Raw genomic sequence first — 12,497 nt, 5'->3', positions numbered from 1 at the left:
CGTAGGCGAAATACGCCTGCGCGTAAAGATCGGTTTTATCGCCGATGATTTTGACGGAATTTTTATTCGCGCCCACGGTGCCGTCCGCGCCAAGGCCATAAAACAGGCACTCGGTCTCATCCTCGTAGCCGAGCGAAATTTTATCTCCCACGGGTAGAGATAGATGAGTCACATCGTCGTCGATGCCGATCGTAAAGCCGTTTTTAGGCTCGTCCGCCTTTAAATTTTCATACACGGCGATTAGCTGTGCAGGATCGACGTCCTTAGAGCTTAGCCCATACCTGCCGCCCACGATGAGCGGAGCGTCCTCGCGCCCGTAAAAAGCGGCTTTTATGTCCAGATACAGCGGCTCGCCGAGGCTGCCGGGCTCCTTTGTGCGATCGAGCACGGCGATTTTACGCACGCTTTTAGGCATCGCGGCGAAGAGATATTTGAGGCTGAAAGGCCTGTAGAGATGCACTTTTAGCACGCCTACTTTCTCGCCCTTCGCGTTTAGATGATCGACCACCTCCTCAAGGGCTTGATTGACCGAGCCCATCGCGACGATCACCCGCTGCGGCTCACTTGCGCCGTAATAGACGAAAGGCGCATACGACCGCCCGGTGATCTTTGAAATTTCGCTCATATACTCCGCGACGATGTCCGGAAGCGCGTCGTAAAATTTATTGACTAGCTCGCGCGTCTGAAAATATACGTCGTCGTTTTGCGCCGTGCCGCGAGTTTTAGGGTGCTCGGAGTTTAGCGCGTTCTCTCTAAATTTACGCACCGCCTCACGATCGAGCAAGCGATCAAACTCGGCATAGTCCATCACCTCGATCTTTTGAATTTCATGGCTCGTGCGAAATCCGTCGAAAAAGTGCAAAAACGGCACTCGCCCCTTAATCGCCGCAAGATGCGCGATACCGCCCAGATCCATCACCTCCTGCACGCTGTCGCTTGCAAGCATCGCAAAGCCGCTTTGGCGACAGGCATAGACGTCTTGGTGATCGCCGAAGATGGAGAGCGCCTGCGCCGCAAGCGCGCGCGCCGCAACGTGAATGACGCCCGGAAGCATCTGGCCTGCGATCTTGTACATATTTGGAATTTTTAGCAAAAGCCCCTGCGATGCGGTGTACGTCGTCGTAAGCGCGCCCGCTTGGAGTGAGCCGTGCACGGTGCCCGCCGCGCCGCCTTCGCTTTGCATCTCGACTACCTTAACGGGCATGCCGAAGAGGTTCTTTTTACCCTGCGATGCCCAGATATCGGTGTAATCCGCCATAGGCGAGCTAGGCGTGATCGGATAGATGCCCGCGACCTCGGTGAAGGCGTATGAAACGTAAGCCGCCGCCTCGTTTCCGTCCATCGTTTTCATAACTTTTGCCATTTTTCGTCCTTTGGAATTATCAAATTTCGCTAATTTTACATATTTATTGCTTAAAAATTTAAATGCTTCGCAAACCGAATAAAATTCTAAAGCTTTGTCACAGCAGGCGGGCTACAAGCGCGATCTGCGGGCGGTTTGAGACGAGTCTTGAGGACCATTTGAGACATGGTCCCTATCCGCTTTGAAAATAAAATTTTGCGTACTTTAAGCGCAGATCGTAAGCAGCGGGTAGAGATTAAATGCAAATTTAGCCGTCTGGCTTGAAATTCTAACCTAAATATCAAATGACGGGAATGCGCGAAAATTAAGAAATTTAAAAATGCACCTACCACAAGATAAAAAGACCTCATATCGCAACAAGACTGGATAATAAAATTTAGCCACTACAAAACCTCAACCGCCATACGCATCCAAGCTCAACATAGCAAAATTTTATTTATGGCTTATAACATCGCGGTATATAAAATTTCGGCGCATTCTGCCAAATACAAGAAATTTTATTGCCTCCTACCGAGCGCAGCGCAAATTTCATTTTAAATTTTCATTGATTGATCGCTGTGTGAATTTTACCCCATGCGACTTTGCGTTTTGAGCGTAAATTCTATTTCCGCAAGCTGCGCGGAGGATAAATTTAGCTATAATTCCCGCTTGAAATTTAGCCCAAGGCGTGGCACGTATATATGGCGCGGAATTTTAAAATTTCAAGCAGAACTCGAAAAGCTAAAAACCGCTAAATGCGCTAAATTTAAAGTCTAAATTTAAAAGCCGGAGAGAGAACCGATGAACGTTCATAAAATCGCCTACACGAGAGTTATCGCGCTGGCGTTTGCCGCCTTTATTTTTAACACGACGGAATTTATCCCCGTGGCCCTGCTAAGCGACATTGCGGCGGATTTTAGCATGGACGTTACGAGCACGGGGCTAATCATCACGATCTACGCGTGGGCGGTGAGTATCCTTTCGCTGCCGCTGATGCTGCTAACCTCAAAGCTCGAGCGCAAGAGGCTACTTTTGCGACTTTTCGTACTATTTACGCTAAGCCATGTCCTAGCGGCCATTGCGTGGAATTTTGCCGTTTTAGTAATCGCGCGACTTGGCATCGCGATTTCGCATGCGATCTTTTGGTCGATCACCTCATCGCTCGTCGTGCGTCTAGCGCCGATAAATAAAGGCTCGCAGGCCATCGGCATGCTGGCTTTGGGCACTTCGCTAGCGATGGTTTTGGGGCTTCCTTTGGGGCGCGTGGTCGGCGAGCTTTTCGGCTGGAGAATTACGTTTTTTGCAATCGGCGCGCTTGCGGCGGCCGAGGCGCTGTTTCTTTGGAAAATTTTACCGTTTTTGCCAAGCCGCCGCGCGGGCTCTCTTGCGAGCTTGCCGATGCTTGCAAAGCGCCCGATGCTGCTTTCTTTGTATCTGCTTACGTTTTTGATCGTAGGCGCGCATTTTACGACCTACAGCTACGTCGAGCCCTTCGTGGCGAAATTTAATCCCGCAGGCGATCACTTCGTAACCTACGTCCTGCTTGCATTCGGCGCTTCGGGAATCGCTGCGAGCGTGCTTTTTTCAAAGCTTTATCGCCATTTTCCAAACGCCTTTTTGATCTGCTCGATCCTTTTTATCTTGGCCTCGGCGCTGACGCTAAAAGCTTTTGTCGCAAATGACGTAGCGCTGCTGCTCGCAGCTTTCGTCTGGGGAGTGGGGATTTTCGGCTTTGGGCTTTGTTTGCAGATTAGGGTTTTGGCGCTGGCTCCCGACGCTACCGACGTCGCGATATCGATCTACTCGGCAATTTACAACGTAGGCATCGGCAGCGGAGCGCTTTTGGGACATCAAATCGCAACGAGATTCGGGCTTGAACACATAGGCGAGGCGGGCGCGATACTGGGTGCGCTAGGGCTTGCAAGCTACCTCTATGCAAGCGTGAAATTCGCGCAGAAAAATAGCGCGTAGGCTAAATTTACGAAAGATTTTTGACAAGCTCGAGAGTATCATTTTTAAATCTTGTATTTTAGAAAATAGCAGCGTTATGGGTCTAAATTTTTAAAATTTATCCACGCGATTAGCTAAATTTTGCAGATAAAATTTAATCTCGCGCCTAGTTGCGCCGTTTATAATCTGCGCTATTTCTTACGGCGCCATGTCCTTGCCATCAAGCGTAATATCCGAAGTGCTTAAATTTAGCGTCAGTATCGCTGCGATCGATAAAGCCTTAAAATTTTTTATCAATTCTCCCTTGATATAATTTATGTGATTTTAAAAAGCAATTTTAGAAGCTATTTGATCGGGAAATGTTTTGGTTGATGTAGAAGTGGACATAAATTTAATCTTGATAAGAATTTAACAAGTTTGCCGCAGCGCGGATTTCATACTTTTTTAAAAAATACTTAAAGACTGTTTTTTATCGCATCTTCCAAAATATTTTTAGTCTTATTCGTATGCATGGTGTTGAGATGAATTAGCTTTTTTAAGTCTTTTTTCTGATACGCTTCTATTATCGCCTTGTGCTCCTCATTTGAGGATTTTATATGAGTTTTTTTATAAAACAAAGACAGTGAAACATATGGGATTGCCGCCATTATAAGGGTTTCGACGATATTAAACGTCCTACTACCGCTTTCACTCTGCCAAAAGCACCGATGAAAATTAGCATTTAACAAAGCCCATTCGTTTAAATCCGTGCAAGTCTCGATCTGTTCTTGGATATTAATCGCTTTTTGTAGATATTCGGTACTATATTTTTCAAACGCATCCGTTATAAGTTTACTTTCCAATAAAATTCTGAGTTCATAAATTTCTTTTGCTTCCTTATAGCAAAGCCCTTTTACAATTGCGCCTTTAAACGGATCGAAACTGATCAGTCCTTTTGCCGTTAGAATTTTTAACGCTTCTCTTACCGGCGTAGCGCTAACGTTAAACCTCTTTGAAATTTCATTTTGTTTCAGCTTGGAGCCGGATTTTATATTTCCGTTTAAAATATCTTGACTAAGGCTATGGACTATAAATTCTGTCGTGGTGATGGGACGATCTGAATTGAGATGTATCATTTCTTCTCCGTTTTTTAGGAGTATTATACAAAAATAATATAAAAACAATCCGGATCGGCGCCTTAGAAATTTCCGAATTCTTTTTTTATCTGTTCTAAATTCATATTATTTGCCAGCAAAAGCATCAGTAAAAGTCTTGATTTAATCGGCGATAACCAGCCAGACATTATACAACCGATATTTTGTAAATCCATCTCTGAGCCTTTATAACCGTATGTCTTAGTAGCACAGATCCCACTACCGGTGCGAGAAGCGACGACGACCGGAATTTGAGCACCTCTTAGTTTATCCACCATATCGTATGATACGTGTCCGGCACCTACGCCACTAATTACGATACCACTAAAATTAGCACGTAAGGCGAGCTCAATCATCTCGCCGTCACAACCCAAATAACTTTGTATAATCTCTACTTTAGGAAATTTGACGTCAGGCAAAGGATAAATTTGACGCGATACGGCAGGAGTTATAAATTTTACTCCATTCTCTATCACAAGCCCCTGAATACCGGCATTTATCGATACAAAAGTTTGCAGAGAAAAGGTATTGCTCTTATGAACCCATAGTGCACTATGAATCGTATCGTTTAGTACTACCAGCACACCCCGATCTCTACTTTGCGGACTAATAGCGGTTAACACGCTAGCATATATATTGCCGGCACCATCCGAGCTAATAGAATCGGCATTTCGCATAGCGCCGGTAATAACCAACGGAGCATGCTCATCCCAAACTAAATTTAAAAAGAATGCGCTTTCTTCCAACGTATCGGTTCCTTGCGTAATGACTACGCCTACTGCTCCTTTAGCAATCTGCTCTTTCGCCCATTTATAAACTTCTACGAGATCTTGTATTTTTAAACTACCGCTAGGAAGAGCTAGCAAGGTTTTAGCCTCTAGTTGAACCATCTCCTTTAAGGCAGGTATCGCGCCTACTAACTGTTCTGCACTAAAGCTAGGTTTAACTCCGCCTTGTCCACCGTTCGCACTCATACAAATCGTACCGCCCAACGCACCAATTGCAATTTTTGGCTTTGACATTTTTTGCTCCTTCGCTTTTTTAGTTTGGGAAATTATACCATATTTTAAAATTTTTCAATATAAAATACTAAATATTATATATAATTTTTTGAAAAAATGTTATAATGCTCAATGAAATTTTTAAAAAGGAGTTGACAATGTTAGTCGCAGCTCAATGCGTCATGATTTTTACGCTTATCTTAATGATAAGCGGTAAGACGCCGTTATATACTACGGCTATAGTCGGTTCGGCAATTAGCGCGCTAGTAGCAGGATTTCCGGTAGCAGGACCAAAAAATGTCGTATCTTTGGCCTCTCTTATTATCGGAAGTTTAAATCCGGTTATTGCCGATATGACAGGAATTTTAATGTTTATCGGCGTTATGCAAGCAAGTGGCTTCATGGAAGTAATTATTCGAAGTATTGTAAGATTAGGGAATAGACTGGGTGGCGGCGTAGGTGTAGCGACTGCCGGCGGTATAGCGGCTGCGGTAATAGGTATGCTTACCGGTTTTACGCAACCGGCTATTACTGCAGTCATAACCGGTACGGCATCCGTGAAGCTTGGAGTAGATCCTAATAAATCCGCCGGTATCCATGGACATGCCGGTATTTTAGGCAACTACGGCGGTTTTACCCATCCTACACAAGTAGCCGTCGTAGCGGTATCGAATATCGGATTCGGACTAATTAACGTTATAGGTACGTTCGTCGGACTTTGTGTTTTTGCCTGCGCTTTTTTTAGATTAAAAAGAATACGAAGCGGCACAACGCTTAGCAAAGAGGATATCGAGCGCATTTCAAAAGAATTTGAAGCAAAGGCTGACGAAGCTCCGGTTTGGAAAGCGTTTTTGCCTTTTATTGTGCTTTTCATTGGTTTCATTGCAGGATTTCCAGTCTTTGTAGTAGGTATTGCAAGTGCGATTATTACGATTTTACTTTCCGTTTTAAATTTTCAAGAAGGCGAGAAAAATATGCTAGAAGGTGTCGGCAAGATAGCTACTCCACTTGTGGCTACGATAGGCTTTTTATTTATGAGCGGTGTTATAAAGCAAATCGGATTGGCTGATCTTATCGGTCAAATTTTTACTCCGATGCTAACTCATGCACCTATACAAAGTATGCTAATAGTATCGGCGTTAGCGGGTTTTGTAACCCAGAGTAATGCTGCGTCAGTAGCCATAACCATACCATTTTTGCAAGCCGCTCTTTCGCTAGGTACAGCGACGCCTTTATCGTTAGCCGTTATGGCTGCAGGCGGTAGCGCTATGATGCAATATTATCTCACGGGAGGTCCCGTCGCAGCGCTAGCAACCGTAATTCCGGTAATTCCGGGATCGGAATTAAAAGCGGCGAATAAATTCCAACGCCCAAATATGCTATTTGGACTATTGGTATTATTCATTTTGTCATTTATATTTTCGATATTTTAAATTCGCATAATTTGCATAAACCGTCGGCTAAATCTAGCCGACGGTTAAGCTTTGGCCTATTAAATCCAAATATTTTAAAAAAAATTGGCAGTGTAGTAAATTTATATTGTTTAATTTTACTTTATAAACCCGACCTGCGGTAAAATTTCAGCTAGCGCCGCGTCCTTTTTCTCGTTAAATTTGACCTTATTCTGCTCAAAAAGATTGTTTCCGTGCGCGTCAATCGAGACGATGAGCGGACTAAACTCCTTCACGCGGCACTTCCACAAGGTCTCAGGCATCCCAAGCTCCGTCCAGTCCGCACTCTCGATCTCCTCGACCTGCGTCGCGGCGACCACTGCGCAGCCCGCGGGAAATACGCAGTGTATCGCGCCAAACTCCTTGCAGCCGCTCATCGTGCCCTCGCCCATGCCGCCTTTGCCCACGATCAGGCGCACGCCCGTTTTAGCGATAAACTCGCGCTCAAATTTCTCCATCCGCATGCTGGTAGTCGGCCCCACCGAGACCATCTCAAAGCTTTTTTCGCCCGTTTTTCTGATGATCGGCCCTGCGTGCAGGATAGCGCCGCCTCTGATGTCTAGCGGCAGCTCGCGGCCCTCCTGCACGACGCGTCTGTGCGGCACGTCGCGGCAGGTGACGATGTGCCCCGTGAGGTATATGACGTCTCCGATCTTGATATCCGCCAGATCCTCGGCGCCGATCGGCGTGGTTAAAATTTTCTTACTCATAGCGCGAACTCCTTGTGCGATTTTACGGCAAAGCTTAGCTGCTCGTCCCAGACGATATGGCCTTTGCGGTGCGACCAGCAGCCCACGTTTACGGCGACGGCGATGACGCTTGGGTGGCGGGCGCAGTTTTCGATATGCACGCCCATGACCGAGCTTGCGCCGCTCATGCCTTGCGGGCCCAGGCCGATTTTATTTATGCCCTCTTCGAGCAGCTTTTCGGTTAGCGCGGCTCGGTCGTTTGGATTGCGCGAGCCAAGCGGCCTCATCAGCGCTTTTTTGGATAGCAAGGACGCCACGTCGATCGAAGTACCCACGCCTACGCCCACTAGCAGCGGCGGACAGGCGTTTATGCCGTAGCTGGTCATTATGTCCATGACGAATTTCACGACGCCCTCGTAGCCCATGCCCGGCATCAGCACGGTCGCCTTACCGGGCAGGCTACAGCCGCCCCCCGCCATATAGGTGTGTATCTCGCACTCGCTGCTACCCGGCACGATATCCCAAAAGACGCTCGGCGTGCCCTTGCCGACGTTTTTGCCGGTGTTGTACTCGTCGAATGTCTCGACGCTGTTGTGACGCAGCGGAGCCTCGCGCGTCGCTCGCAGTACGGCCTCGCGCAGCAGCTCCTCAAGCTCGCCGATGAGCGGGAAGTTCGCGCCGCAGCGCACAAAAAACTGGATCACGCCCGTATCCTGGCAGGACGGACGGTCTAGCTGCTTAGCTAGGCGCTGGTTTTCAAACATCGTTTTGTAGATTTCTCTCGCCAGCGGCTGCATCTCGCGCTCGGCGAGCTCGCTCAGCTTCGCCGTCACGTCGTCAGGCAGCACCTTGCCCGTGTAGCCGACGAATTTCGCCATAACCTCGGTCATCTTTTGAACGGCTTTTTGTTTATCCATCGCTTCTCCTTTACCGGTTTTTACTTTCAAATTTTTCGGCGGCGCCTGCCAGAACGCAGCCCGCAGCGTAGCAGAGCAGGTCGGTAAGATCAAACGTCCCGCCGATCATTACTTTTAAAATTTTATTTTCTACGCCTAAAATTTGCACCGCGCCAAAATACTGCGCGAGCTCTAAGGCTGCCGCAAACGCGAAAATTTTAAGCGGCAAATTTAAAGGCGGCTTGCTAAAAGCAGCCCGCGCCAAAGCGTAAAGCAAGATGACGGCCAAAACGTCACCCGCGTAGTGCCGCACGAAACCGCCTTTTACGCAGATCGCTATGTAAATTTCGATCGCTAAAATCAAAGCCGCCACGGCTAAAAACGCTAGCCTCGTCCTCGCGCTTTGCCTTGTTTACGGCTTTTGCGCGAGCCTTGCGATACTTTTTTGCTCTCTTAAATTCTCCCCTCGCAACGCTTTCCTTTTAAATTTAGCCTTCAAATTTAGCTGTAAAACCACGTTTCAAATCAAAGTGGATTTACGCTTAAAATCAAAGTGGGCTAAAATATCACATTTTTCACTTTGATTTGAAACGTAAATTTTTCAATCTTTCAATTATCGTTTTAAATTCAAAAAATATTTTTAAAAATCCTTGCCGATATTACAACAATGGCTTTAAAAGAATAAAATTAGATAATCTTTGATACAATTGCTTGAAAAATTTTAAGAGGTGTTAAAATGTCAAATATCCAAGAGAAATATATACGTGAAATCGATACATCCGATTCCTTTTTTGATTCTTTAAGACAAGATTATAAAGGTTTTGATGCATGGATAGCAAAAAAAGCGAAAGCCAACGAAAAAGCATATACGCTTTTCGATGATAATGGACAAATAGTAGCCTTTTTATATTTAAAAATAGAAAACCCCGTAGATAGTACGGACATAAAACCGGCGCTTAGTATAAATGTGCCATGGTTAAAGATCGGGACTTTTAAAATAAATGCACACGGCACAAAACTAGGAGAGCGTTTTGTAAAAAAGATTTTTGATTTTGCGGTATCAAATAATATTTATAATATTTACGTAACAGCTTTCGAAAAACAAGCGCCTTTAATAGATTTATTAAAAAGATACGGATTTACCCAATACGGCAAAAAAAATAATGAGCTAGTATTAACAAAAAAGATACCGACTTGTGTGCAGGCGCTAAAAAATGATATACTACTAGACTATCCGGCTGTTAATGCGACAAGCGACAAATATCTTTTAAGTATATACCCGAAATATCATACCGGTATGTTCTCGGACTCTATTCTACATACGGAAAGCTATGATATACTAAAAGATATGTCTGAATCAAATAGTATTCATAAGGTATACATAACGGAAATGAAAGGTGTCGAGCAACTCAAGAGAGGCGACTGCTTGCTCATTTATAGAACAAAAGATGAAAATGCCCAAAGCGCGAACTACTCATCAGTCGCGACCTCTTTATGCGTTGTAGAAGAATATAAAGACTTATCCGGTTTTGCTGACTTTGATGATTTCGTCAGGTACTGCAAGCCGCATAATATTTTTACCGATATTGAATTAAAAAATATTTTTATCAGTAAAAAATATACAAAAATAATAAAGATGACATACAATATATCATTTAAAAGACGCGTTATTTTAAAGAGGATTAGGGAAATTATAGGTCACGAAGAAGTCTACTGGGGTTTTGCGAAGCTTACGGACGAAGCTTTTTTTGCAATTTTAAAAGAAGGTATGGTAAATGACAGCATTATTATCCATTAAGCCGGAATTTGTCCAAGCTATTTTTGATGGAACAAAGCAATTTGAATTTAGAAAAGTAAATTTTAAAAGAAAAATTGATAAAATCAAAATATATGCTACAAAACCGGTCGGTAAGATAGTAGGTGAGTTCATAGTTGACGATATCTTAAAAGCAAGTCCTGAAGAGCTATGGGACAAAACAAACCTGTACGCCGGCATAGATAAAGAGCGATATTTTCAATATTTTAGCGGTAAAAATATGGGGTTTGCTATAAAAATTAAGTCCGTAAATAAATATAAGGAGCCTATTTGCCCTTATCTACAATATCCGAAATTCGTAGCACCGCAATCGTTCAAGTATATCTAGAAAATGAAGATGAAAATAAATCCAAATTCGCAGTACACACAATCTATATTTATAAATGTGGATTCAGACGTCGCCGACAAGATAGATGCTATACTGCATTTAAATATTTTTTTGCCAAACGACAATGAACATTCGTATATAGAAATAGGAATATTGATTTCTAGAAAAGAGTATAACAATTTTGACAGAAATTTCAATATAGAAATTGTATTTCCATTCGGTATACTTAAGGAAGAATTCGCGGATGTAAAAGATAGGCTCTGTGACGGTAAGACCTTGAATATGATATTTAACGAGGAGACCCATCTAGATAAAAACAAATTAGACTTTAGATTAAGGGAATACAAGCTCGGAGGTATAAAGCTTTGTAATACCACTATAAATGGCGATTCTAGTATAACAATGAGCGTAGAAGAAAAACAGAAAAATAGCTATTTTAGATTTAGGATTAGAAATATCAGAGATAAGATAACGGATACCGTTCTTTCGGATACAATGGCCAATCCGTTTATAAAAACGATAAAAACGATTGGTATCTCAATAAATTTAGATAGGCAATTTATAAAACAAATAAATAAAAAGATAAAATTTAAAGAAATTAATACTTTTATTATATTGGATTCTATAACCGAGTTGATCGAAAAAAGTAGGCCAATAAAAAGCTTTAGAGTTTTAGAAGATAATTTATGGAATCAATATATAGGAAGCTACGCAAATCGAAGGATGACGGTCTATCAATTTAAAGATAAAACATCGGACGATAGCACGATAGAGAATTATCAACTTTTCTTAAAAAGCCTTCATCATAAAAATTCAAATTTATATCGATATAAATTCTTATTGATTGTAGTGGTCGTGGCTATAATATCTAATGCTATTTATGACTTGTTAAAATGGATATTTTTATGTTAGTTTTTGACGGCGCCATTGATCTGACATTGAAATATGTTCAATGCGTAAAAGCAGATATACAAAACGAATATACGCTATACAATTATATTAAAGATACAAAAAAATACTATCCAAGCTTTGATATTTGGTATTTTATGAATGTGATACCGTCATTAAAAGACGGAAGGAAAAAAATTATAATCTCTCATGACAATAATAATTTAAAGGGCCTCGCCATATTAAAATACAACGAAAAAAAATTATGCCACCTATCGGTTATGCCCCCCTATAAGAACAAAGGTTATGGCATAAAACTTTTTAAGCAAAGCTTTATAGAATTAGAAACAGAAAAGCCTTTCCTGACAGTGTCCGAAGAAAAATTAATAGAATTTAAAAAAGTATTTGATTACTTTGGATTTGAACTTACAGACATTATAGACGGGTATTACCGAAAAGACAAAAAAGAGTATTTTTATAATCAGATATAATTCTGCCCCTCAAACCCCAGATCAATCATATAGCTTGTAGTGTTTAGATTATGCGATACGCTTTTAATACTAAATTTTACATTTTCAAGTCCGGTTACGCCGGTTATTTTTAGTTTTCCGCCGGCTCTTAGCTCTCTACCAGTGGCGGCAAGCGAGCCGTTTATTACGCCGCGTTGTAGTTCGTTTAGCTTGGCTTCGCCCTTTTTAAAGGCTTCATTGTCTGATTTTGGCTCGGGGATATTTAGCTTATAGGTTTGCTCTCCGCCGCCGATCTTCGCTTGTTTATCTTTACCGTATTTGCTATTGTGCCACTGCACTATTATGGCTTGGTAGCTGTTGCGGTTTGCTTCTGTGATCGATAGGCTCTCGCACTCAAATTTAGGCCGCTTATTCGTTTACGCGCTGGCGTAAATTTATAGATGATTTATCAGGCTCGCGTTGTACGCAGCGCCAAAACCGTTGTCGATATTTACGACGCTGACGCCGTTAGCACAGCTGTTTAGCATCGCTAG

General features: G+C 43.0%; 12 protein-coding genes and 2 pseudogenes. 6 read left to right on the top strand and 8 right to left on the bottom strand.

Annotation, left to right across the window (positions count from 1 at the left end):
* Positions 1-1,363, bottom strand: a pseudogene (locus Q0140_RS11265) (pyruvate:ferredoxin (flavodoxin) oxidoreductase); the annotation flags it as partial.
* Between the two features lie 780 nt (positions 1,364-2,143).
* Here Q0140_RS11265 and Q0140_RS11260 point away from each other — a divergent pair.
* A complete protein-coding gene (locus tag Q0140_RS11260; RefSeq protein ID WP_297964637.1) occupies positions 2,144-3,313 on the top strand; it encodes a sugar transporter in 1,170 nt (389 codons plus the stop codon).
* A gap of 434 nt (positions 3,314-3,747) precedes the next feature.
* Here the strand turns inward: Q0140_RS11260 and Q0140_RS11255 are convergent, their stop codons facing one another.
* Complete coding sequence (locus tag Q0140_RS11255) at positions 3,748-4,407, bottom strand: GntR family transcriptional regulator (protein WP_297964635.1); 660 nt, start codon at positions 4,405-4,407, stop codon at positions 3,748-3,750.
* 62 nt (positions 4,408-4,469) lie between these two features.
* A complete protein-coding gene (locus Q0140_RS11250; protein WP_297964633.1) occupies positions 4,470-5,447 on the bottom strand; it encodes an asparaginase in 978 nt (325 codons plus the stop codon).
* 137 nt (positions 5,448-5,584) lie between these two features.
* Here Q0140_RS11250 and Q0140_RS11245 point away from each other — a divergent pair, with 137 nt between their 5' ends.
* The gene (locus Q0140_RS11245; RefSeq protein WP_297964631.1) at positions 5,585-6,859 is read left to right on the top strand and encodes a citrate transporter; all 1,275 of its coding nucleotides are present in this window, start codon (positions 5,585-5,587) and stop codon (positions 6,857-6,859) included.
* Between the two features lie 116 nt (positions 6,860-6,975).
* On the opposite strand, the gene ttdB is transcribed toward Q0140_RS11245, so the two are convergent.
* The 3 genes from ttdB to Q0140_RS11230 are packed head-to-tail and all read right to left on the bottom strand — an operon-like array spanning position 6,976 to position 8,835.
* Positions 6,976-7,587, bottom strand: coding sequence for a L(+)-tartrate dehydratase subunit beta (gene ttdB / locus Q0140_RS11240; RefSeq protein ID WP_297964629.1), 612 nt, complete (start codon positions 7,585-7,587; stop codon positions 6,976-6,978).
* Positions 7,584-8,483 carry a L(+)-tartrate dehydratase subunit alpha gene (gene ttdA, locus Q0140_RS11235; RefSeq protein ID WP_297964627.1) on the bottom strand — a complete coding sequence of 300 codons (900 nt, stop codon included), beginning with the start codon at positions 8,481-8,483 and terminating at the stop codon, positions 7,584-7,586. The genes ttdB and ttdA overlap by 4 nt, the downstream gene beginning before the upstream one ends.
* Before the next feature lie 10 nt (positions 8,484-8,493).
* A complete protein-coding gene (locus Q0140_RS11230; RefSeq protein WP_297964625.1) occupies positions 8,494-8,835 on the bottom strand; it encodes a DUF2809 domain-containing protein in 342 nt (113 codons plus the stop codon).
* A gap of 363 nt (positions 8,836-9,198) precedes the next feature.
* On the opposite strand from Q0140_RS11230, the gene Q0140_RS11225 reads away from it, so the two are divergent.
* Genes Q0140_RS11225 through Q0140_RS11210 form a run of 4 tightly spaced genes read left to right on the top strand, consistent with a single transcriptional unit; the run spans position 9,199 to position 11,985 of the window.
* On the top strand, positions 9,199-10,260 hold the full coding sequence (locus Q0140_RS11225) for a hypothetical protein (RefSeq protein ID WP_297964623.1): 1,062 nt from the start codon (positions 9,199-9,201) through the stop codon (positions 10,258-10,260).
* The gene (locus Q0140_RS11220; RefSeq protein ID WP_297964621.1) at positions 10,238-10,606 is read left to right on the top strand and encodes an ASCH domain-containing protein; all 369 of its coding nucleotides are present in this window, start codon (positions 10,238-10,240) and stop codon (positions 10,604-10,606) included. The genes Q0140_RS11225 and Q0140_RS11220 overlap by 23 nt, the downstream gene beginning before the upstream one ends.
* Before the next feature lie 3 nt (positions 10,607-10,609).
* Complete coding sequence (locus Q0140_RS11215) at positions 10,610-11,518, top strand: hypothetical protein (RefSeq protein ID WP_297964619.1); 909 nt, start codon at positions 10,610-10,612, stop codon at positions 11,516-11,518.
* Complete coding sequence (locus Q0140_RS11210; protein ID WP_297964618.1) at positions 11,512-11,985, top strand: GNAT family N-acetyltransferase; 474 nt, start codon at positions 11,512-11,514, stop codon at positions 11,983-11,985. The genes Q0140_RS11215 and Q0140_RS11210 overlap by 7 nt, the downstream gene beginning before the upstream one ends.
* On the opposite strand, the gene Q0140_RS11205 is transcribed toward Q0140_RS11210, so the two are convergent.
* Complete coding sequence (locus tag Q0140_RS11205) at positions 11,976-12,302, bottom strand: hypothetical protein (protein WP_297964616.1); 327 nt, start codon at positions 12,300-12,302, stop codon at positions 11,976-11,978. The two genes, Q0140_RS11210 and Q0140_RS11205, sit on opposite strands and share 10 nt — an antisense overlap.
* A gap of 96 nt (positions 12,303-12,398) precedes the next feature.
* A pseudogene (locus Q0140_RS11200) lies at positions 12,399-12,497 on the bottom strand (1-(5-phosphoribosyl)-5-amino-4-imidazole-carboxylate carboxylase); the annotation flags it as partial.

Source organism: uncultured Campylobacter sp. (genome assembly GCF_938045405.1).
Classification (GTDB): Bacteria; Campylobacterota; Campylobacteria; order Campylobacterales; family Campylobacteraceae; genus Campylobacter_B.
Note: the sequence above shows the minus strand (reverse complement) of the source record. Positions and strands in the feature narration are given on the sequence as shown.

Excerpts from the sequence above, each read along its gene's own strand:
- Q0140_RS11245 (WP_297964631.1), top strand. The coding sequence starts at position 5,585 with ATGTTAGTCGCAGCTCAATGCGTCATGATTTTTACGCTTATCTTAATG.
- ttdB (WP_297964629.1), bottom strand. The coding sequence starts at position 7,587 with ATGAGTAAGAAAATTTTAACCACGCCGATCGGCGCCGAGGATCTGGCG.
- Q0140_RS11250 (WP_297964633.1), bottom strand. The coding sequence starts at position 5,447 with ATGTCAAAGCCAAAAATTGCAATTGGTGCGTTGGGCGGTACGATTTGT.
- Q0140_RS11215 (WP_297964619.1), top strand. The coding sequence starts at position 10,610 with ATGAAGATGAAAATAAATCCAAATTCGCAGTACACACAATCTATATTT.
- Q0140_RS11210 (WP_297964618.1), top strand. The coding sequence starts at position 11,512 with ATGTTAGTTTTTGACGGCGCCATTGATCTGACATTGAAATATGTTCAA.
- Q0140_RS11260 (WP_297964637.1), top strand. The coding sequence starts at position 2,144 with ATGAACGTTCATAAAATCGCCTACACGAGAGTTATCGCGCTGGCGTTT.
- ttdA (WP_297964627.1), bottom strand. The coding sequence starts at position 8,483 with ATGGATAAACAAAAAGCCGTTCAAAAGATGACCGAGGTTATGGCGAAA.
- Q0140_RS11255 (WP_297964635.1), bottom strand. The coding sequence starts at position 4,407 with ATGATACATCTCAATTCAGATCGTCCCATCACCACGACAGAATTTATA.
- Q0140_RS11225 (WP_297964623.1), top strand. The coding sequence starts at position 9,199 with ATGTCAAATATCCAAGAGAAATATATACGTGAAATCGATACATCCGAT.
- Q0140_RS11220 (WP_297964621.1), top strand. The coding sequence starts at position 10,238 with ATGACAGCATTATTATCCATTAAGCCGGAATTTGTCCAAGCTATTTTT.